This is a genomic window from Ruegeria sp. CDSA221, assembly GCF_059611825.1.
Genome location: NZ_JBXWPK010000003.1, coordinates 235449 through 256273, shown reverse-complemented (window position 1 = coordinate 256273; position 20825 = coordinate 235449). Strand labels below are relative to the sequence as shown.

Annotated in this window: 22 protein-coding genes; 16 read left to right on the top strand and 6 right to left on the bottom strand. The window is 55.7% G+C overall.

Translation table 11 applies throughout. The features are described 5' to 3' along the window. The first annotated feature begins 171 nt into the window (after positions 1 to 171). From AC2FJ5_RS06160 to sdhA, 8 genes are all read left to right on the top strand, one after another. On the top strand, positions 172 to 1029 hold the full coding sequence (locus tag AC2FJ5_RS06160; RefSeq protein WP_496789409.1) for an HpcH/HpaI aldolase/citrate lyase family protein: 858 nt from the start codon (positions 172 to 174) through the stop codon (positions 1027 to 1029). Between the two features lie 6 nt (positions 1030 to 1035). Beyond that, entirely contained in the window at positions 1036 to 1590 is a 555-nt protein-coding gene (locus tag AC2FJ5_RS06155) for an NnrU family protein (protein ID WP_496688977.1), read from the top strand. A 12-nt stretch (positions 1591 to 1602) separates the two neighbouring features. Continuing rightward, on the top strand, positions 1603 to 1809 hold the full coding sequence (locus AC2FJ5_RS06150) for a DUF1737 domain-containing protein (protein ID WP_142635490.1): 207 nt from the start codon (positions 1603 to 1605) through the stop codon (positions 1807 to 1809). After that, positions 1809 to 2837, top strand: a complete 1029-nt coding sequence (locus AC2FJ5_RS06145; protein ID WP_496792800.1) for a MaoC family dehydratase — start codon at positions 1809 to 1811, stop codon at positions 2835 to 2837. Before AC2FJ5_RS06150 ends, AC2FJ5_RS06145 begins: the two co-directional genes overlap by 1 nt. Positions 2838 to 2887: 50 nt before the next feature. Beyond that, entirely contained in the window at positions 2888 to 3550 is a 663-nt protein-coding gene (locus tag AC2FJ5_RS06140; protein ID WP_496750014.1) for a DUF1194 domain-containing protein, read from the top strand. Between the two features lie 199 nt (positions 3551 to 3749). Continuing rightward, the gene (gene sdhC / locus AC2FJ5_RS06135; RefSeq protein ID WP_142635496.1) at positions 3750 to 4133 is read left to right on the top strand and encodes a succinate dehydrogenase, cytochrome b556 subunit; all 384 of its coding nucleotides are present in this window, start codon (positions 3750 to 3752) and stop codon (positions 4131 to 4133) included. An 11-nt stretch (positions 4134 to 4144) separates the two neighbouring features. Then, on the top strand, positions 4145 to 4516 hold the full coding sequence (locus AC2FJ5_RS06130; protein ID WP_496792798.1) for a succinate dehydrogenase, hydrophobic membrane anchor protein: 372 nt from the start codon (positions 4145 to 4147) through the stop codon (positions 4514 to 4516). 25 nt (positions 4517 to 4541) lie between these two features. Beyond that, on the top strand, positions 4542 to 6350 hold the full coding sequence (gene sdhA, locus AC2FJ5_RS06125) for a succinate dehydrogenase flavoprotein subunit (protein WP_496706213.1): 1809 nt from the start codon (positions 4542 to 4544) through the stop codon (positions 6348 to 6350). Positions 6351 to 6428: 78 nt separating this feature from the next. Here the strand turns inward: sdhA and AC2FJ5_RS06120 are convergent, their stop codons facing one another. Together AC2FJ5_RS06120 and AC2FJ5_RS06115 are read right to left on the bottom strand one after the other, a co-directional pair. Then, a complete protein-coding gene (locus tag AC2FJ5_RS06120; RefSeq protein WP_496792797.1) occupies positions 6429 to 7295 on the bottom strand; it encodes an FkbM family methyltransferase in 867 nt (288 codons plus the stop codon). Further along, positions 7288 to 8259 (bottom strand): glycosyltransferase family 4 protein, encoded by a 972-nt coding sequence (locus AC2FJ5_RS06115; protein WP_496792796.1) that lies wholly within the window; start codon positions 8257 to 8259, stop codon positions 7288 to 7290. Before AC2FJ5_RS06115 ends, AC2FJ5_RS06120 begins: the two co-directional genes overlap by 8 nt. A 255-nt stretch (positions 8260 to 8514) precedes the next feature. On the opposite strand from AC2FJ5_RS06115, the gene AC2FJ5_RS06110 reads away from it, so the two are divergent. After that, positions 8515 to 9294: a succinate dehydrogenase iron-sulfur subunit gene (locus AC2FJ5_RS06110; protein WP_142635506.1), complete on the top strand. Its 780-nt coding sequence runs from the start codon at positions 8515 to 8517 to the stop codon at positions 9292 to 9294. Positions 9295 to 9430: 136 nt separating this feature from the next. Further along, positions 9431 to 9571, top strand: a complete 141-nt coding sequence (locus AC2FJ5_RS06105; protein WP_185956642.1) for a hypothetical protein — start codon at positions 9431 to 9433, stop codon at positions 9569 to 9571. A 287-nt stretch (positions 9572 to 9858) separates the two neighbouring features. Here AC2FJ5_RS06105 and deoD read toward each other — a convergent pair whose 3' ends face one another. From deoD to AC2FJ5_RS06090, 3 genes are all read right to left on the bottom strand, one after another. Further along, on the bottom strand, positions 9859 to 10569 hold the full coding sequence (deoD, locus tag AC2FJ5_RS06100; RefSeq protein WP_496691783.1) for a purine-nucleoside phosphorylase: 711 nt from the start codon (positions 10567 to 10569) through the stop codon (positions 9859 to 9861). A gap of 17 nt (positions 10570 to 10586) precedes the next feature. Beyond that, positions 10587 to 10904, bottom strand: a complete 318-nt coding sequence (locus AC2FJ5_RS06095; protein WP_281995213.1) for an H-NS histone family protein — start codon at positions 10902 to 10904, stop codon at positions 10587 to 10589. A gap of 125 nt (positions 10905 to 11029) precedes the next feature. Continuing rightward, the gene (locus AC2FJ5_RS06090; RefSeq protein WP_496750128.1) at positions 11030 to 13012 is read right to left on the bottom strand and encodes a protein meaA; all 1983 of its coding nucleotides are present in this window, start codon (positions 13010 to 13012) and stop codon (positions 11030 to 11032) included. Positions 13013 to 13141: 129 nt separating this feature from the next. Here AC2FJ5_RS06090 and AC2FJ5_RS06085 point away from each other — a divergent pair, with 129 nt between their 5' ends. The 6 genes from AC2FJ5_RS06085 to AC2FJ5_RS06060 all read left to right on the top strand — a co-directional run bounded on the left by AC2FJ5_RS06085 (position 13142) and on the right by AC2FJ5_RS06060 (position 20053). Further along, positions 13142 to 14527, top strand: a complete 1386-nt coding sequence (locus tag AC2FJ5_RS06085; RefSeq protein WP_496696416.1) for a 1-acyl-sn-glycerol-3-phosphate acyltransferase — start codon at positions 13142 to 13144, stop codon at positions 14525 to 14527. Positions 14528 to 14642: 115 nt separating this feature from the next. Then, positions 14643 to 15929, top strand: coding sequence for a crotonyl-CoA carboxylase/reductase (gene ccrA / locus AC2FJ5_RS06080; RefSeq protein WP_142635517.1), 1287 nt, complete (start codon positions 14643 to 14645; stop codon positions 15927 to 15929). Positions 15930 to 16293: 364 nt separating this feature from the next. Beyond that, positions 16294 to 17013, top strand: coding sequence for a helix-turn-helix transcriptional regulator (locus tag AC2FJ5_RS06075; protein ID WP_496691781.1), 720 nt, complete (start codon positions 16294 to 16296; stop codon positions 17011 to 17013). 82 nt (positions 17014 to 17095) lie between these two features. Next, a complete protein-coding gene (locus AC2FJ5_RS06070) occupies positions 17096 to 17734 on the top strand; it encodes an acyl-homoserine-lactone synthase (protein WP_282021634.1) in 639 nt (212 codons plus the stop codon). Between the two features lie 61 nt (positions 17735 to 17795). Beyond that, positions 17796 to 19328 carry an ATP-dependent DNA helicase gene (locus AC2FJ5_RS06065; protein WP_496706225.1) on the top strand — a complete coding sequence of 511 codons (1533 nt, stop codon included), beginning with the start codon at positions 17796 to 17798 and terminating at the stop codon, positions 19326 to 19328. Continuing rightward, on the top strand, positions 19325 to 20053 hold the full coding sequence (locus AC2FJ5_RS06060) for an SDR family oxidoreductase (RefSeq protein WP_282021633.1): 729 nt from the start codon (positions 19325 to 19327) through the stop codon (positions 20051 to 20053). Before AC2FJ5_RS06065 ends, AC2FJ5_RS06060 begins: the two co-directional genes overlap by 4 nt. 4 nt (positions 20054 to 20057) lie before the next feature. Here AC2FJ5_RS06060 and AC2FJ5_RS06055 read toward each other — a convergent pair whose 3' ends face one another. After that, the gene (locus AC2FJ5_RS06055) at positions 20058 to 20825 is read right to left on the bottom strand and encodes a TIGR02186 family protein (RefSeq protein WP_142635529.1); all 768 of its coding nucleotides are present in this window, start codon (positions 20823 to 20825) and stop codon (positions 20058 to 20060) included.

Sequence of the window (20825 nt, the reverse complement as noted above, 5' to 3'; positions counted from 1 at the left end):
CGGTGAACCCTTTTGATTGCGATCTGCCAAGACGGTGACCGTTGCAGACCGAAATACGGTTAAAGGAACGCACGTTGCGTCGTTAATGCTGCGGTGCGGCAAGTTTGCGCTTGAACTTTCCTGCAGAAAATGCCCCATTCTGCGCAACATTATTTCAAGAGGCCGAAGCCAATGGACTCCCGTCAGCGACCCTACCGTTCCGTATTGTACATTCCCGGTTCCAAAGACCGGGCGTTGGACAAGGCCCGCAACCTGCCTGTTGATGCGGTTATTTTTGACCTCGAAGATGCGGTCACGGCGGACGAAAAAAACAACGCGCGTGAAACGCTCGGGGCTGCCTTGGCTGCTGGCGGTTATGGGGCGCGGGTCAAGATCGTACGAATCAATGGCCTAGATACCGAATGGGGCCGGGCCGATGCCCAAGCCGTGCGGGACATGGACGTGGATGTGGTTCTGCTGCCCAAAGTGAATTCTGCCGCAGATGTGGATGCATTGGCTGCAATAACCGGTGATCTGCCGATATGGGCCATGATGGAGACGCCGCGCGGGATGCTGAACGCCGCCGAAATTGCCGCGCATCCGCAGATGGCGGGCTTCGTCATGGGCACCAACGATCTGGCCAAGGAATTGCAGACACGGTTCCGCCGAGACCGCCTGCCGTTGCAGACGTCGCTGGGCCTGTGCCTGTTAGCCGCCAAGGCCGAGGGGCTGATCATCGTAGATGGCGTCTATAACGCCTTCAAGGACAGCGAAGGCCTGGCGGCCGAATGCGCGCAGGGCCGCGATATGGGCTTTGACGGCAAGACCCTGATCCATCCCGCACAGGTCGATGTCACCAACGACGCCTTCGCCCCATCGGATGAGGAAATCGATCTGGCACGCCGCCAGATCACCGCGTTTGAAGAGACCGAAGCACAAGGGCAGGGCGTCGCGGTCGTCGATGGCAAGATCGTGGAAAACCTGCACGTTGCAACCGCCCGTGAAATTCTGGCAAAAGCAGAGGCGATTTCAGCTTTGCAAGCGGGGTAAGCCAGCATGGGCTTTGTTCTTCTGATTCTTGGTGTGGCGCTCTGGTGGGCCGCACATCTGTTCAAACGCGTGATGCCGGACCAGCGCGCGGCGATGGGCAAAGGCGGTGCCGGCGCGGTGGCGCTGGCACTGCTGGCGTCAATCCTGTTGATGATCTTCGGTTATCGCATGACCGATTTCATCCCAATCTGGTCGCCGCCGACCTTTCTGATCCACGTCAACAACCTGCTGGTGCTGATCGCTATCTATATGATGAGCCCCGCAGGCCAAAAGGGTCGTCTGCTGAACAAGCTGCGTCACCCGATGCTGGGCGGCATGAAGCTCTGGGCCTTTGCGCATTTGCTGGTCAATGGTGATCTGGCCTCAATCGTCCTGTTCGGCGGCTTGCTGGCCTGGGCGGTGGTCGAAGTGATCGTGATCAACAAATCCGAGCCGGACTGGACACCGGGCGAGCCGGGCACTTACGGCAAGGATGCGATGTTCTTTGTCGCGTCGATCGTTCTGCTGGGCATTATCGGCTATATTCACGGGTTGGTCGGCCCGTCGCCGTTTGGTTCATAAAGGTTTGACAACATGGCAACACTCTATCGTCTGCTGACCGAGGAAGACACCGCAGCCTTCTGTCACAAAGTGTCGGACGCGCTGGCAAAAGGGTGGGAGCTGTATGGCGACCCGTCCTATGCCTTTGACACTGCAAACAACGTGATGCGTTGTGCGCAGGCCGTGACCAAAGAGGTTGCGACCGACTATTCCCCTGAAATGAAACTGGGACAGCAATAATGGCAAAAACCAATCCGGGCCGTTTCTTCGAGGATTATTCTGTAGGGCAAGTGCTGCACCACGCGGTGCCTCGCACCGTGACCGATGGCGAACGGGCGTTGTATCATGCGCTCTATCCGGCGCGTCATGCTCTGTATTCCTCGGATGAGTTCGCCCGGAAGTGTGGCCTGCCGCAAAGCCCGATCGATGATCTGGCGGCGTTTCACGTGGTGTTTGGCAAGACTGTCCCTGATGTATCGCTGAATGCAGTGGCCAATCTGGGCTATGCTGAGGGGCGTTGGTTGAAGCCGGTTTATCCCGGCGATACGCTGCGGTCGGAATCCGAAGTGATTGGGGTCAAGCAGAACTCGAATGGAAAAACCGGTGTGGTGTGGGTGCGAACCCGTGGCCTGAACCAGCGCGATGAGGTGGTTATTGAGTATGTCCGCTGGGTGATGGTGCGCAAATCGAACCCTGACGCGCCCGCCCCGGACACGGTGGTGCCCGAGTTGAAACAGGCGCTGGAGCCTCAGGATCTGGTTGTGCCACAAGGGCTGAACTTTTCCTCCTATGAATTTGTTCAGGCCGGTGAGGCGCATCGGTGGGGCGATTACGCGATTGGTGAAAAGATTGACCATGTGGACGGCGTCACCGTGGAAGAAGCCGAGCATATGCTGGCCACGCGGCTTTGGCAGAACACTGCCAAGGTTCATTTCGATCTGACCTTCCGCCCCGAAGGCCGTCTTATCTATGGCGGGCACGTGATCTCGATGGCGCGGACCCTGTCGTTCAATGGATTGGCAAATGCGCAGATGATCGTCGGGTTGAACGGTGGCGCCCATGCCAACCCTTGCTTCTCAGGCGATACCATTAAGGCCTGGTCTGAGGTGCTGGACAAAGCCGAAACCGGCATCCCCGGCGTTGGGGCGGTCCGGTTGCGGCTGGTCGCCACGAAGGGTGGAGAGCCATTCGAGTTGAAAAATGACGATGGCCGATATCTGCCCAACGTTCTGTTGGACCTCGACTACTGGGCTTTGATGCCAGTCTGACCCCACATTCATTTGAACGCAGCCTGCAATATTCGTGCTAGGCTGCGACCATGTCTCTGCTTCGCTCTTTCGTCGCCTGTTTCTTTCTGGCCCCGACCGCCGAGGCGTGTGATCTTGCTTTGGCTCTGGCCGTTGATGTCTCGGGATCGGTGGATTCGAACGAATACCGCATACAAATGGACGGCCTGGCCGCTGGATTGCGTGACCCCATCGTCTCCGAGGCGCTGGTGCGCGGGAATGCGCGGTTGATGCTGGTCCAATGGACCGGAGCCTCTCGTCAGAAGGTGACGATCCCCTGGACACATATGGATAGCTTTGAAGCCATAGATAGTTTCGCCAGACAGGTGGCTGCGGATGCTAGAGTCTGGCGCAATTTTTCGACTGCAATCGGTGAGGCGCTTGAGACCACAATGTCCAGTTTCAGCGAGGTAACCGAATGCAAACGGCACCTGATTGATATCTCGGGTGATGGGGTTTCCAACGAAGGGGTTGAACCGTCCGAGATTCACGATGTGTTGCGTGGGAAAGGTGTCACGGTAAATGCCATCGCCATCGAGGAAAGCGAACCCGACTTGACGGCCTATTTCTTTGAGAACGTCATTGTAGGTGAGGGAGCGTTTGTCGTTTCGGCGGCCGGGTTCGAGGATTATCCGGCCCGCATCCGAAAGAAACTGTTGCGGGAAGTGACCGAGCAAACGGCCGGTCTGAAATAAGTGTGGCAGGGATTCGGAGCTGCAGGCGCTAACATCTGTTTCGTCTTATTTGATTTGTGATCACAAGAATATTTTGTGTGATCACTTTATCGCTTAATCTGTCATTTTGCGCGAATTCTGAGCTTTTTTGCAGCTGCAGCACGTGACAGTGTCGCAAAAACCAGTAAAACCTTCGGAAGCCAACCGAAAAGGAGCCGCCATGAGCGATGTAAATCGGGGCAACCGCCCGCTCTCACCGCATATCCGCATCTACCGCCCACAGATGACGTCTCTGTCGTCGATCATGGTTCGGATGACTGGATTGGCCGTGTTCGCAATCGCAGCACTTGTGGTGTGGTGGCTGTTGGCGGCGGCAACCTCTGAGGCGGCCTTTGCAGGCATAGACGGATTTCTGCGCAGCTGGTTCGGTGATCTTGTCATGACCGGAGCCGCCTGGGGTTTGTGGTACCACACATTGGGCCGGTTGCGTCATGTCTTTTGGGATTTCGGCTACTGCCTGGATGTTGATCTCTCTGAAAAGCTGGGATGGGGCATGTTTGTTGGTGCCACGATCCTGACCATCATCACCGTTCTTGTGGTTTAAGGAGACGTTCGATGCGATACCTGACTGACCGTAAACGCGCCGAGGGTCTGGGAGCGGGCAAATCCGGAACCCAAACACATTGGAACACAATGGTCCGGGCCATGATCCTGACCGTTCTGATTCCTCTCTTCATCGTCACATTTGGTGCCGGTCTGGGCGGAACCTACGAAGAGGTTCTGGCTTATTTCAGTCGCCCCTTCCCGGCGATCGTATGCGCGCTGACACTGATCGTTGCCCTGTTGCAGCTGATGTACGAAGCGCAGGAGGCCATCGAAGACTATATCCATGGTGTCGCCGAAAAAGTGACGCTGGTTGCGATGTGGGCGTTTGGCTACACGCTGATGGTTGCAGGGCTGTTCGCCCTGGTGAAACTCGCCCTGTGATGATGCGCGGTAAGGAATAAGTACAATGACAGCAGCATATGAATATGAAACCCACGAATACGACGTTGTTGTCGTAGGCGCAGGTGGTGCAGGTCTTCGCGCAACGCTGGGTATGGCGGAACAGGGTCTGCGCACGGCATGTGTTACCAAGGTGTTCCCGACCCGCTCGCACACGGTTGCCGCACAGGGCGGCATCGCGGCGTCGCTGTCGAATATGGGTCCTGACCACTGGCAGTGGCATATGTACGACACGGTCAAGGGCTCGGACTGGCTGGGCGACACCGACGCGATGGAGTATCTGGCCCGCGAAGCGCCAAAGGCGGTGTACGAGCTGGAGCATTACGGCGTGCCCTTCAGCCGGACCGAAGAAGGCAAGATTTATCAGCGTCCCTTTGGTGGCCACACCACCGAATTTGGCGAAGGCCCCGCCGTGCAGCGGACCTGTGCCGCCGCTGACCGGACTGGCCACGCGATCCTGCATACGCTCTATGGTCAGTCGCTGAAAAACAACGCTGAGTTCTACATCGAGTATTTCGCCATCGACCTGATCATGTCCGAGGACGGGCAATGTCAGGGCGTTGTCTGCTGGAAGCTGGACGATGGCACCATGCATGTGTTCAACGCCAAGATGGTGGTGCTGGCGACTGGCGGCTATGGCCGGGCGTATTTCAGCGCCACTTCGGCCCATACCTGCACCGGTGACGGTGGCGGTATGGTGGCCCGCGCGGGCCTTGCGCTGCAGGATATGGAGTTCGTTCAATTTCACCCGACCGGCATCTACGGCTCGGGCTGTCTGATCACCGAAGGTGCGCGGGGTGAGGGCGGGTACCTGACCAATTCCGAAGGCGAACGGTTCATGGAGCGCTATGCGCCTCAGTACAAAGACCTGGCACCGCGCGACTATGTCTCGCGCTCGATGACCATGGAAATCCGCGAAGGACGTGGTGTGGGTGCAGAGGGCGACCACATCCACCTGAACCTCAGCCACTTGCCTGCCGAGGCATTGGCCGAACGTCTGCCCGGTATTTCCGAAAGCGCCAAGATCTTTGCCGGTGTTGACGTGACCAAAGAGCCGATCCCGGTTCTGCCAACCGTGCATTACAACATGGGCGGTATCCCGACTAATTATTGGGGTGAGGTTCTGAACCCCACCGCCAAGGACCCCACCGCTGTGGTCCCGGGCCTGATGGCTGTGGGTGAGGCTGGCTGCGCCTCGGTCCATGGGGCGAACCGTCTGGGCTCAAACTCGCTGATCGATCTGGTGGTCTTTGGCCGCGCGGCGGCGATCCGGGCCGGCAAGGTTGTGGATGCCGATAGCGCCAACCCGGTTCTGAACCAAGGGTCGGTCGACAAAGCCTTTGATCGTTTTGACGACGTCCGTAACGCCAGCGGAGCGATCCCGACTGCCGATCTGCGGCTTGAGATGCAAAAGACCATGCAGGCTGACGCGGCCGTATTCCGCACCGCCAAAACCATGGCCGAAGGCGTTGACAAGATGACGGCGATTGCCGCCAAAATGGACGACCTGAAAGTCACCGACCGCTCGCTGGTCTGGAACAGCGATCTGATGGAAACGCTGGAACTGACCAACCTGATGCCAAGTGCGCTGGCCACCATCGTCGGTGCCGAAGCGCGCAAGGAAAGCCGTGGTGCCCATGCGCATGAGGATTTCAGCGAACGCGACGACAAAAACTGGCGCGTTCACACGGTGTCCCGCGTAGACGGTAATAAGGTGAACCTCAGCTATCGCCCGGTGATCGTTGATCCGCTGAGCACCGAAGCGGAAGGCGGGATCAGTCTGAAGAAAATCGCGCCCAAGGCGCGGACTTTCTGATGTGATTGGGCAGTCCGCGACCAACCACCGGACTGCTCAAATTCTATGGGTAAGTAATATCTGTACTTAGCCAATCGGCTATGGCGAGATGAATGTTTCAATGTACTCATTCACATCGGCTTCAGAGATTTCCTGACGCTGTGCCAATATATCGAGAATTTTCAGGCTGACATCTGTGAACCTAAAAACACCTTCGGTTAGAATTGCCAGTCGCTTTAGTATCTGGCTGTTCAGCTCTGCAGGATCAGACAAGTCTCTGAGATAGATAATGTCCCCGTCCAGCATTTGTGTCGATTCAAAGTCCGAAAGAACTCCTGACCATTTCGATATGACCAGCCTGTTCTCGATATGCGCAAAACTATGGGGCAAAAACCCCAATTTTCTGAGAAATGTGTCAACCTCGCCAAAACCTGGCTGATTCTCGTACAATGGAAAAAACGATACTTCGGTCTGTATGGCGGCGACATTTTTCAGCGTGTTTTCCGCCGAGGTAAACACCGAAAGTTCGGCGCCCTGAATGTCAATTTTCAGAAAATCCACTGGACCCAAACCTGCGATATCATCCAGCCGCTGGGTTTGCATCTCCATACTGCCAATTTGCCTTGCAGCTTTGCGTAGGCCGCGCAGGTAAAAAAGTGTTTTTTCCCTTATTTTCAGCAAGGATGTCAAACCCGAGCCCTTGTAGATATTCAACAAGGCCGGTTTGCCGTCTCCGACTGCAAAGTTGAAATACTCTTCATTTTCACCTTTATTGCGGACGACCTCTTTCATCGTATTTTCCTGAGGTTCGAAACCGACGACATTGCAAAATTTGTTCTTTAGTAGGTCTCGGTAAGGGGCGTCATGGCGCATTGGATTGGCGCCAATATCGGCAATGCGTACAATACTGGTCAAATCTAGAAGATCGTACAAAGCAGAAATGCGGGCGTTGAAAAGATTATCCATTTCTTAGAACCGTAAGCGCTTCGGCCAACTTGCGGCTGATCCGCTCTGGCGCGCGTTCCTGAGCGAATTCGAAGCACGCCCTACGTTTTTCAGCGAGTTCTGAATCGGACATTTCCATCACCTTCATCATCATGCGGATCAGTCCTCGAGGGTTTTGTGCCGGATACAGTAGATCATGACAGGATTCTGGGGTCGTCTGGCGGTGGGGTTCAATGTCCGGGGCGACAACTGGCAAGCCGAAGGTCATGGCAAGCATTGCGGTTCCAGAGGTGAAGGTTTGTGTAGATGGCAAAACATAGGCGTGAGCTTGGGAAAAAACACTCGGAATAGCCTCATCTTCTACGCGTTCGCCTATCACGGTTACGTTTGAAATGGCGTCCAGCCGTCGTACCAATCGCCGACTGGGCCGAAAGACTCGGCCTACCACTGACATATGAAAGTCGAAACCCCTGTTGGTTAGCTTCCGGATGGCGAAATGAAGCCGGTCCAACTCGCGGTTTCCGCGCATCGCGCCAAAGGTCAAAAAGTGAGTCTGATCGCGTGGTTGCATCAGGCGCGCAAGCGTGATTTCAGCGCTTTCATAAACGCCTAGATAGCTTGGGTGAGGGATCAGGCAAATCTTATTCGGCTCCGCGTCATATTGGGCGATCATATGTTGTCGCGCATTTGGGGTATGGACATGGATCATATCGACCAGCTCTGCCAACTTGCGTCGCGCCGCGTGAAATCCATCGTTGCCCTCACGCGCTGAATGCGCGGTGCGATTGTGAATGGTCCAGATGACGCGACCACCGTTTGATTTATACAGCACAAGTCCCGACACGGCATCTTGAAACAGGGCGTTGTTCGCGGAATCTTCACCATCCTTGATCGGAAACAGCCTGTCATCCCATTGGATATGCAGGATTCCGTGTTCGGTCTGAAATTCTGGTTTCGCAATCTCTGCAAAGTTCAGCTGTTTCATTGCAGCTAGAGAAAACTCTGGCTCGCATGCGCTGTACATCATGTTTTGATAGGGGTTTTTGGTGCCGTAGGGAATATTCAATACTCGTGTCTGCATACGGCACTCAGCTTTTTGCTTTCTCGAGTGCAGAATCCATGCACATAAGCTCAATGTAAAGGTGAAATCACCCATCTTTATTGACTGTTTTCAAGGCTAAATGGTTGGCTTTCGCACTTGCAGCGTGTATCTATACACGGGAATTTAGCGAGGTCGGAAATGGTACAACTCACCCTGCCAAAAAATTCTCGGATTACCACCGGAAAGACATGGCCCAAGCCAGAGGGCGCGACGAATGTGCGCAAGTTCCAGATCTATCGCTGGAATCCTGACGACGGTCAAAATCCCCGGGTGGATACCTATTTCGTCGATATGGACAGCTGCGGTCCGATGATTTTGGATGCGCTGATCAAGATCAAGAATGAGATCGACCCAACCTTGACCTTCCGCCGGTCTTGCCGCGAGGGCATTTGTGGGTCCTGTGCGATGAATATCGACGGGATCAACACGCTGGCCTGTATCTATGGCATGGATGAGATCAAGGGCGATGTGAAAATCTATCCTTTGCCCCATATGCCTGTGGTCAAGGACCTGATTCCGGACCTGACCCATTTCTATGCCCAGCACGCAAGCATCATGCCCTGGCTAGAAACCAAGACCAACCGGCCTGCGAAAGAGTGGAAGCAATCCATTGAAGATCGCAAAAAGCTGGATGGTCTTTATGAATGTGTGATGTGCGCCAGCTGCTCGACCTCGTGCCCAAGTTATTGGTGGAATGGCGACCGCTATCTTGGCCCGGCGGCTCTGCTGCATGCATATCGTTGGATCATTGACAGCCGAGATGAGGCAACTGGTGAGCGCCTGGATGAGTTGGAAGATCCGTTCAAGCTGTATCGTTGCCACACGATCATGAACTGCGCCAAAACCTGCCCGAAGGGTCTGAACCCTGCAAAGGCAATCGCCGAGATCAAAAAGATGATGGTCGAACGCACGGTGTGAGGCGGACTTGATCCATGTGCCTGCTGTGTTGCGGCAGGTGCAATTCCCATTTGCAAGAATATGTGGTGTGAACGCCTGCAGCCTGTCCTATGTTTGGCTCAGGGAGGAGTGATTATGTCACAATGGGATCACTCCGATGAGAACCAAAACCAACTCCGCTGATGCCGCCGAAGCCCTGGAATTGCTGGAACAGGCATGGGCCTATTATACGCCAGAAACGGTAATCCCCACTTCAGAGCGGATGCCAGAGCTGTTCGAATACGCAAATGCTGCCTGACCTGCGATTGCAGGGCTTGAAAACAACCGACTGATCAGCAAAGCAGGAGAATGCCTGTTATTCTTCTGCTTCTTGCTGCCGCCGTATTCGCCTATTTTCTGTGGCGCGCCCGCACTTCGTCACTGACGCGTGAATGCCGCTGGCGCCAGCACCGAAAAGAAGGGCAATGGGTCTGTTCGTTTTGCGGTGCTCAGACCGATGGGGCGGAAAGCCCCAAGCAGTGTTTAAAGGGATCGACCGGTAGATAGCCGATGCGGGACAGGGTCGACCCTGACCCAACCCGTTTGCTAAGCTTTTGGAAACGCCGCCTGAAGTGCGATCTCAACCATGTCGCCAAAGCTGCTTTCACGTTCGGACGATGGCAGAGCTTCTCCTGTCAGCAAGTGGTCGGAAACGGTCAGCACGGCAAGGGCCCGGCACTTGTGGCGCGCGGCCAGGATGTAAAGTTCGGCGGCTTCCATTTCGACGCCCAGAATGCCGTGACGCACCATCTGTTCGTTCAGATCGGGACGTTCATCGTAGAATACATCCGAGGAATAAATCCCGCCAACATGAGTTGGTGTTCCTTTGTTTGCCGCAGCCTGAAAGGCGGCCTGCAACAGGCTCCAATCCGCGCAAGGTGCAAAGTTGAGCTCTTTCATGATCCCCCGAGACGGAGTGCTGAGCGTGGTCGAAGTCATCGCCAAAATGACATCACGTATGTTCACACTGTCCTGCATCCCGCCACATGACCCTATACGGATCAAAGTTCTGGCGCCAAAATCGCGGATCAATTCATTCACGTAAATTGACAGCGAGGGCATTCCCATGCCGCTGCCTTGAATCGTCACCGGATTACCTTTCCAGGTTCCGGTGAAGCCCAACATGCCACGCACGTCATTCACCAGTTTGGCGTTATCCAGAAAAGTTTCTGCCGCCCATTTTGCCCGGTAAGGATCACCGGGTAAAAGAACTGTTTCAGCGATTTCGCCTTTTTCGGCGCCTATATGAATCGTCATTTCGTTATCAATTCCATTCAGATTTCCATATCCGAAATATCCGCTCCGGCTTTCAAAGCTTCGTGTACCCAATGCGGCTTGCGACCGCGTCCCGACCAGGTTTGATCGTGGTTGGATGGATTTCGGTATTTTGCTTTTGTTTTCGATATCTTAAGAGATTTCGAGGACCCATCAGAAAGTTCGGAAAGGGAAAACCCAAATTCCGCCGCGGCTTTCTGAGCGGCTTTCAAAGCCTCTTTCCTATCACGTCTTTCGGCTGCTTTCAGCGCCACATCTACATTGGCACGCAATTCCAACAGTTCATTGCGCGTCATCTTTTCGAGATTCATTCCCATTTACATTCCCCTGATGTTACCGAATTACAATGTCCCCGAAGAGTCACCGTAGTTCTAAAAGCATCCATTATCTATCCCTTTTGAGAAGGCGATAGATACGGGGAAAATGGGTGGCAAATCGGCGGTTATTCAGCGGCCAGGTTTTGCGGATCAACCAAGGAAACTATGTCGCCCATGATTGCATTCAACTCGAAGTTTTTTGGCGTGTAGATTTTGGCCACACCCATCGCTTTGAGTTTTTCAGCATCGTCATCAGGGATAATGCCACCGACAACAACAGGAACATCGTTCAGGCCCGCCTCGCGCAGACGGTTCAGAACGTCCTGAACCAACGGTATGTGACTGCCGGACAGAATCGACAGGCCGATCACATGGGCTTTGTCCTCGATTGCGGCGGCCACAATTTCCTCGGGTGTCAGACGGATGCCGTCATAGCTGATGTCCATACCGCAATCGCGGGCGCGGAAGGCGATCTGTTCAGCGCCATTTGAATGGCCGTCCAGACCGGGTTTCCCGACCAGGAATTTCAGGCGACGCCCCAGCTTGTCACTGACCGCGTCGACCGCCGCACGCAACTCCTCCAGCCCTTCGGTTTTGTTCGAGACCGAGCCGGAAACGCCGGTCGGGCCGCGATATGTGCCATAGACCTTGCGCATCTCTTCGGCCCATTCGCCGGTGGTGACGCCAGCCTTGGCGGCGACGATTGACGGCTCCATTACATTCGCACCGGATTGTGCGGCCTCACGCAAAGCGGCCAGCGCTGCTGCAACTGCCGCGCCATCCCGTTCGGTGCGCCATTCGTTCAGGCGGTTGATCTGTTCCTGCTCTACTGCCGGATCAACGACCATGATGCCGCCGTCTTCGGTTTCCAGGGGTGAGGGCTCGCCCTCGGTCCATTTGTTCACGCCGACCACAATGGTCTCGTTGCGCTCGATCCGGTTGAGGCGCTCTGCGTTGGAATCGACCAAACGGGACTTCATGTATTCGATCGAAGCGACAGCACCCCCCATCGAATCCAGGTTCGCCAGTTCGGCCCGCGCGCCCTGTTTCAATTCTTCGACTTTGGCGTCTACGGCCGGGTTGCCGTCGAACAGATCGCCATATTCCAGCAGGTCGGTTTCATAGGCAAGAATCTGTTGCATCCGCATCGACCACTGCTGATCCCACGGGCGGGGCAGGCCAAGGGCCTCGTTCCATGCGGGCAGCTGAACCGCGCGGGCACGGGCCTTTTTCGACAAGGTCACCGCCAGCATTTCGATCAGGATACGGTAGACGTTGTTTTCCGGCTGCTGCTCGGTCAGTCCCAGTGAGTTCACCTGCACCCCATAACGGAAGCGGCGGAATTTCGGGTTTTCTACGTCATAACGTTGTTGCAAGATTTCATCCCAAAGATCCACAAAGGCGCGCATTTTGCACATCTCGGTGACAAAGCGGATGCCGGCATTCACAAAGAACGAAATCCGTCCGCACAATGCTGGGAAATCCTCGGCCGGGACGCGCGGGCGCAACTCGTCAAGAACGGCGATGGCGGTAGCCAGCGCATAGGCCAGTTCCTGTTCGGGCGTCGCGCCAGCCTCTTGCAGGTGATAGGAACAGACGTTCATCGGGTTCCATTTCGGCACATTGGAATAGCAATACTCGGCCACATCCGCGATCATCTTGAGCGACGGTTTCGGCGGGCAGACATAAGTGCCGCGGCTTAGGTATTCCTTGATCAGATCGTTCTGAACTGTGCCCTGCAGTTTAGAGACATCGGCGCCCTGTTCCTCGGCAACCGCTATATAGAGCGCCAGCAACCAAGGAGCCGTGGCGTTTATCGTCATCGACGTGTTCATCTGTTCCAACGGGATCTGGTCGAACAAAACCCGCATGTCGCCCAGATGGCTGATCGGTACACCCACTTTACCAACCTCGCCGCGTGCCAGCGTGTGATCGCTGTCATAGCCGGTTTGCGTCGGCAGATCGAAGGCCACTGACAGACCCGTCTGACCCTTGGCCAGATTCCCGCGATACAGCGCGTTGGACGCTTTGGCGGTGGAATGACCGGCATAGGTTCGGATGAGCCAGGGGCGATCTTTCTGCGTCTGCGTCATAGCTGGGCCTCGTATTGCGGGTGGGCAAGAAAATTGCGTTCATGGGTTCTAAAGCGCAATTTTCGGGACATGTCAATTCGCTGCGTCGCGGCATTTCCGGTTGTGCCGATTGTGGGATGCAGCGATTGGTGGCAGGGTGCATTTATGACACAGACCGTGGAACTTCCGCTTTGGCTGTTTTTGTTGATCCTGGTATTCGCCGCGGTCACACTGGCCTCGCATTTTCTGTTTCCGTCTGTGCGCTGGTTTTTTCGCCGTAGGTTGGAGCGCGCAGTCAAACGCCTGAACACGCGCCTGCAGCGCCCGATACAGCCGTTCAAGCTGGCCCGACGCCACGATATGATTCAACGCCTGATCTATGATCCTCAGGTAGGGCAAGCCGTGCAGCAGCACGCACGTGAAGAAGGCATTCCCGAAGCGGTCGCCTTTGAGCAGGCTCAGCGGTATGCGCGCGAGATCGTGCCTTCTTTTTCCGCCGTTGCCTATTTCAGTATCGCCATCCGGTTGGCGCGGATTCTGAGCAACGCCTTTTATGATGTACGGCTTAGTTATCAGGATGAAGATGCCCTGAAAGATATTGATCCAAATGCGACAGTTGTTTTTGTGATGAACCACCGCAGCAACATGGATTATGTGCTGGTCACCTATCTGGCGGCCCAGCAATCGGCTTTGTCTTATGCTGTTGGCGAATGGGCGCGTGTTTGGCCGCTCAGTCGGTTGATTCGTGCGATGGGGGCCTATTTTATTCGCCGCAAGTCCGGCAGCGAACTCTATCGTCAGGTATTGGCCTGCTATGTCCGGCATGCCACCGATGCCGGTGTCACACAGGCCATGTTCCCCGAAGGCGGGCTGAGCCTGACGGGGGCTATGGCACGCCCCAAGCTGGGGCTTTTGAAATACATAATCGATGGTGCCAGCGCGGATGGGGCGGATGTGGTGTTTGTTCCCGTTGCGCTAAACTATGACCGGGTTCTTGAAGATACGATCCTGACCAAGGCCGCACTTGGCAATCAAAGGCAATTTCGTGCCCGGATCGGGGTCATAACTGGGTGGATATTGAAACAAATAGGTAGGCGCCTAACCGGTCGCTACCAGCGGTTTGGATTTGCTGGGGTGCGATATGGTCACCCTATCTCGTTGAAGGAATTTCGCACCGCCCATGACGATGTGATGACTGATCTCGCGCGCGAACTCATGCAACGGATCAAAGAAGCGATTCCGCAGGCGCCTGTTCCTGCAGCGTGCTGGCTGGTTCGCACCAAAGGAGAAATGCCCGAAGACGAGCTTAAAAGCTTGATCACCGGGTTTTTGCAACGTGACGGAACTTTGGGTGATCAGGATGAGTCTGCGGTTTCAGCTGCCTTGGATCAGCTGGTCGAACGCAGAATTCTGAAACGAGAAGGTGGGAAAATATCTCAATCCGGGCAAAGGGTTGATCTGCTCGACTACTATGCAGCCTCAGCCCCGATTGGCGACGGCTGGCCTGATGCTGCGGCAGCGAAAGAAGTTTCTGCAGGCGCTGGGTCATAAAATTACAAAAATGATGCAAAATCTATTGCATTATTTCCTTCAGGCCAATATCTCATCATCCAACGCAAGCGCTTCTGCATCGCGGCAAACAGGAATGAGAAATAAGGAGGCCAACATGGCTCTGGACACCGACAGCGGTATCGCAACTTACGACGCGCCGGAAAAAGACCTCTATGAAATGGGTGAAATCCCTCCGATGGGGTTTGTGCCTAAGAAAATGTATGCATGGGCAATCCGTAAGGAACGCCACGGGGAACCGGATACTGCGATGGTCCAGGAAGTCGTGGACGTACCAGAGCTGGACAGCCACGAGGTGTTGGTTCTGGTGATGGCGGCGGGCGTTAACTATAACGGCGTCTGGGCATCCCTGGGCAAGCCGATCTCGCCCTTTGACGGCCACAAGGCTCCGTATCATATCGCCGGTTCTGACGCTTCGGGGATCGTATGGGCCGTGGGTTCGAAAGTAACGCGCTGGAAAGTGGGCGACGAGGTTGTCATTCACTGCAACCAGGACGATGGCGACGACGAACATTGTAATGGTGGCGATCCGATGTATTCGGACAGCCAGCGGATCTGGGGTTATGAAACGCCGGATGGGTCTTTTGCACAGTTCACCAACGTTCAAGCCCAGCAGTTGATGCCGCGCCCCAAGCACCTGACCTGGGAAGAAAGCGCTTGCTATACTCTGACGCTGGCGACCGCGTATCGGATGCTGTTCGGGCACGAGCCGCATGATCTGAAGCCGGGCCAGAACGTTCTGGTCTGGGGTGCCTCGGGCGGCCTGGGCTCTTATGCGATCCAGCTGATCAATACCGCAGGCGCCAACGCAATCGGCGTGATCTCGGACGAAAGCAAGCGTGACTTTGTTATGGGGCTGGGCGCCAAGGGCGTGCTGAATCGCAAAGACTTTAACTGCTGGGGTCAGTTGCCCACAGTAAACACACCGGAATATGCGGACTGGTTCAAAGAGGCGCGCAAATTCGGCAAGGCGATCTGGGAAATCACCGGGAAAGGCAAGAATGTCGACATGGTGTTTGAACATCCCGGCGAAAGCACATTTCCGGTGTCGACCTTTGTCGTGAAAAAAGGTGGTATGGTTGTGATCTGCGCCGGTACCACCGGCTATAACCTGACTTTCGACGTTCGCTATATGTGGATGCATCAGAAACGCCTGCAAGGTTCGCATTTTGCGCATCTCAAGCAGGCTGCTGCCGCGAACCAACTGATGGTCGAACGCCGTCTGGATCCCTGCATGTCCGAAGTGTTTGCCTGGGGTGAATTGCCCGACGCGCATATGAAGATGATGCGGAATGAGCATAAACCAGGCAACATGTCGGTTCTGGTTCAGGCGCCGCAGACGGGCTTGCGCACGCTTGAAGAGGTTCTAGACGCAAAAGGCTGAGCCCCCAAAAAAAAGAATATTAGCACCCGCGAATTGCATCGAGCGAGCGCGGGTGCATCTATTTCTAGGCATTAGGCAATAATTACAGTGGGTTGCGAAATCGTGACCCGCTAGTTTTGGGGAGTAGAAACCAGTGAATAGGCTTAAAAGCATCTCACATGTTATGGTTGTGTTAACCCTTCGTTAACCGTTTCGGAGAGACTTTAGATGGCGCATAATGAGTGGATACTGGACGTTTTGTCGGACCTCAACGCCTTCGCTGTTGAAAACGGTTTGACCGCACTTGCCGAGCAGCTTGATGATACCAAGTTGATCGCAGCGGCCGAGATTGCGTCCATGCAGGATAAGGCACAGGCGCCCGCGAATGGGAACACAACTCGACATGAGTCAGGTCCTAGAGGACTTGGAAAGCACCAACACGCTTGACGAGTTGGGCGATGTAGCCGTTCGATTGCGCGACCGGCTGCAGGTTGAACATCTTATCTATCATTGGGTTGATGGTGCCGGGGATCAATACGGCTATACAACTTACCCGGACGCTTGGGCCGAGCGATACCGTGAGCGGAATTATCACCGCATAGATCCGGTGATCCTGGGGTGTTTCCAACGGTTCCACCCGGTTGACTGGAAATTGCTGGACTGGTCTGGAAAAGTGGCGAAAGCCTTTTTGCAAGATGCCCTTGAACATGGAGTTGGCAATCAGGGTTATTCGATCCCCATCCGGGGGCCGAACGGCCAGTTTGCCTTATTCACAGTGAATCACTCATGTGATGATGAGAAATGGAAGTCCTTCATCGAGGCCCATGGCCGCGAGCTGATTTTGATCGCGCATTACTTTAACCGAAAGGCTCTGGAGTTCGAAACCGACAGGCAGCCGGATACGACCCGGGGCCTGTCGCCTCGTGAGACGGATGCCATGACCTTGCTGGCGCTTGGATACAGCCGGGCACAAGTCGCGCACTCACTGTCAATCTCGGAACATACGCTGCGTGTCTATATTGAAAGTGCGCGTGCCAAGCTTGGGGCGCAGAACACAACCCATGCCATCGCAACAGCACTCAGCCGTGGATTAATAGTGGTTTAACAAGCGCGCGCGCCAAAAACGGGAAATTAACCACGACTTTGTACCCCCTTCGTTCCTGCACAGGACGACAAGGGGAAAAGTCATGTTGCGCTATTTGTTTGCCGACGAACTACATAAGTTTCCGAATTTGGCCCAAGGGATGTTCCGGGATCGAGCGGATCAGTTCAAAACGCGGCTGGGCTGGGATGTTCACGTGGACGAAAAAGGAGAAGAGCGGGATCAGTATGATGACCTGAATCCGCTCTATGTCATCTGGGAAGAAGAGGATGGCAGTCATGGGGGGTCAATGCGGGTTTTGCCGACGACAGGACCTGTCATGGTGAATGAGGTGTTTGGGCATCTGACAGGAGGTAAGCCTGTCCACAGCCCGCTGATCTGGGAGGTGACGCGGTTCTGCCTGTCACGAACGGCCAGTGCCCATACTGCCGGTGCCATCATGCTGAGCGGCGGCGAAATCATGGAAGGGTTCGGGCTGACCCATATAGCTGGCGTCTTTGATGCGCGCATGATTCGGATCTACCGTCTGATCGGATCGTCTCCAGTCGTTCTGGGGTCGCAAGGGAAAGGGCGTGATCAGATTTCGGTTGGGCTCTGGCCCTATTCGGCCGAGGATTGCAATCGGGTGGCTGAACGGGCGGGCATCCCACGTGAGCTGTCCAGGATGTGGTTCAAAGCCGCGTTTGGCACTGTCCGGCAACACCGGTTTGCCCTGTCCGCCTGACGGGGTCTGAAAGCCAATTCCATATCTGGCGATAGCTGGCGTGGCCCTGTAGGGTCGCGCCATGTCTATACCCACAGTAACCTTTTCTGACGATCAAGCCGCCGCCTATGACAGCATTTCCGAGATGCTGAAATCTGCTGGTGTGGACCTGGATGATGATGCCCTGCTGAAAATGCCCGGCAATGGCGAATCCGGGGTGATGGCCGTGATCGGCAAGGCGGGTTCAGGGAAAACGCTACTGCTGGCAGAGCTTTACAAAGCATTGGCTGACGCGGGTCTTCAGATTGTTTCCGGTGATTTCGAAAGCCGCAAAGCGCGCGAGAAACGCAGCTTGGCCATTCTTGCGCCAACGAACAAGGCCGCTAGTGTTTTGCGCCTGCGGGGTGTGCCTGCGACCACGATCCACCGCATCCTCTATACGCCGGTATATGACCCGGAATATGAACGCATTGCCGAATGGCTGGCGGGCAACGGTGAGCGCCCCGAGGTTGAAGGGTTGACTGACGAAGCCCTGGACCGGGCGGCCGCTTTTTATCAGAACAACAAGTCGATCCCCGGCGCGCTGGCCGCTGCGGGCCTTCGTGGGTCCGACTTTATCACCGGCTGGAAACGTCGGGAGGAGCCGCTGGACATAGGCTTTGTAGATGAGGCCTCGATGCTGGATGACCGGCAGTTCGAAGACCTGAAAGAGATCTTTCCGACCCTGTTGCTTTTTGGCGATCCGGCGCAGCTCGCCCCGGTCAATCAGTCCGGCAGCATGGTATTTGAGACGCTGCCCGAGCCGCGAAAGCAGGTATTGCACAGGGTCCACAGGCAGACGGCAGACAACCCGATCCTGGACCTCGCGCATGCGCTGGCCGACCCTCAGATGGGGTTTGAGGATTTTGAACGGCTCGTCGAACAGACCGCCCGACAGGATCACCGTGTTGTTTGGGGGCAGCGTGTTGAAGTTGACCTGATGGCCCGCAGCCCGGTTCTGGTCTGGCGAAATGCCACCCGAATTCGCTTGATTCAGGCCTTCCGCAATGTTCACGCGGCACCCGACACCGAGCTTCTGGCGGGAGAGCCGCTGATTTGCGATGGAATCGAACTGCCGCTGAAGCACCGCAAGAAAAGGCTGGATCTTGAGGCGCGCGGGCTAATCAAGGGTGCTCAGGTCATCTATCTGGGGCCAGGACGAAAACCGGGGTTTTCGCGCCTGCATGTGATGGGGGCCGAGGATCCGCAGGTCAGCGCAGCGTCGATTGTCAAAATCGAAATGCCTGATGAGGAAGAACCGTTTATTCCATTTGCTGCGCGTATGGGGGCAACCTTTTTGCATGGCGCAGCAGTGACCATTCACAAGGCGCAGGGGTCGCAGTGGGACACGGTACAGGTGTTTGCGCCGGATATATATGCGGCTGCCCGGATGGGGCGAACCGAGGCTGGGCAACCTTTGTGGAAACGTCTGGCTTATGTTGCGATCACGCGGGCGCAAGAAAGGTTGATTTGGGTGGTGCGCAACAGGCTGGCCAAGCCCACTTATCCGCTGCGCGTGGATGATTTGCGCGCGGCTCCGGCGGCGACGCTGACCCTGGAGGCGGAAGAGATATGAAATCCATCATCATCACAGGCGCCAGTTCAGGCATCGGACGGGCAACTGCCGAGCTGTTTTTGGCCGAGGGCTGGGCGGTTGGGCTGCTGGCGCGCAGCGCGGATGTGCTGAACGAATTGGCTGAAAGGCACAAGAATGCGATCCCCCTGGTGACCGATGTTACCGACCCCACCGCTGTTTCGGGTGCTTTCGAGACATTCCAGAATGAGGCGGGACGTCTTGACGTATTATTCAATAATGCCGGAATCTTTGCCCCCGGCGGCACGATAGACGAAATCCAGTTGGAGGATTGGTACCAGAGCGTCAGCGTGAACCTGAACGGGATGTTCCTAAGCGCGCGCGAAGCCTTTCGCATTATGCGGCATCAGGCCCCTCAAGGGGGAAGGATCATCAATAACGGTTCGATCGCCGCGCATGTACCGCGTCCGAATTCGGTCCATTACACCGCTACGAAACACGCGATAACAGGCCTGACACGCAGCCTATCACTGGACGGGCGCGCCTTTGGTATCGCATGTGGTCAAATCGATATTGGCAACGCGCGAACACAGATGGTGCAAAACCTGGTTGAAAACGCCATCGCGGGAGGGCAGCAGCCCGACCCGACGATGGCTGTTGACGATGCCGCACGTTCTGTACTGCACATGGCGTCTTTGCCTGCAGAGGCAAACGTCCAGTTCATGACCGTCATGGCCACTACGATGCCCTATATCGGGCGTGGATAGGGCTTTAGTTCTCGCGCAATAGTCGGAAGGCTGTGGACGCTCCCCAACCCGCCGCGATGGCAATGACCAAAGACATCAGGCCATACCAGACCGGCTGCTGACGGGACATGTTGTAGAGGAACCGTTCCAGCCCGACCTTCCGCACGTCGATTGTGGTCTCGAACTGGGAAACAACCTCTCGGCCGCGGGTCAGGTATATGCGCGCGAAATAGGCGCCTTCGGTCAAATCGGCTGGCATGTCGATTGAGGTTCGGAACAATGTCTGCTCGTCCACCGCAACCGTATTTTCGCGGATAGAATACAGGCCCTCATCCTCACGGATGCGAACGACGGCCTCGGCAAAATTCTGCGCGCCCCGGATATTCATCGCGGCACCCACTGACCGAATGGCCCGTTCAATCGAGATCCTGTACCGCAAGTCTTCTGTATCTGACAGGATTTCTGTAAGCGGAGCGCTGGTGGCAACCGCATAAAAACTGGGCGCAAGGTCGACCAGGACGCTGTCGGTGTTGACCCAGATACCCAGCCTGCGTTCTTTTCGCCGGACCGTCACTGGGCTCGAGGGGCCTGCAACGGCCACGATAACTTGAAGCGGTGGGCCGGAAGGGATCGGCGTTTCACGTTTCACGGCACCGAAAATAAGAATTTCCGAGCCATCGAAATTCGCCGTGATGGCAACCCGGTCTTGGCTTAGGCCAAGCACGACCTGTTCCTCCTCGGCGATGGCCGGGGTGACACAGAGGGCGAGTAGCAGGATCAACCGTCTCAGCAT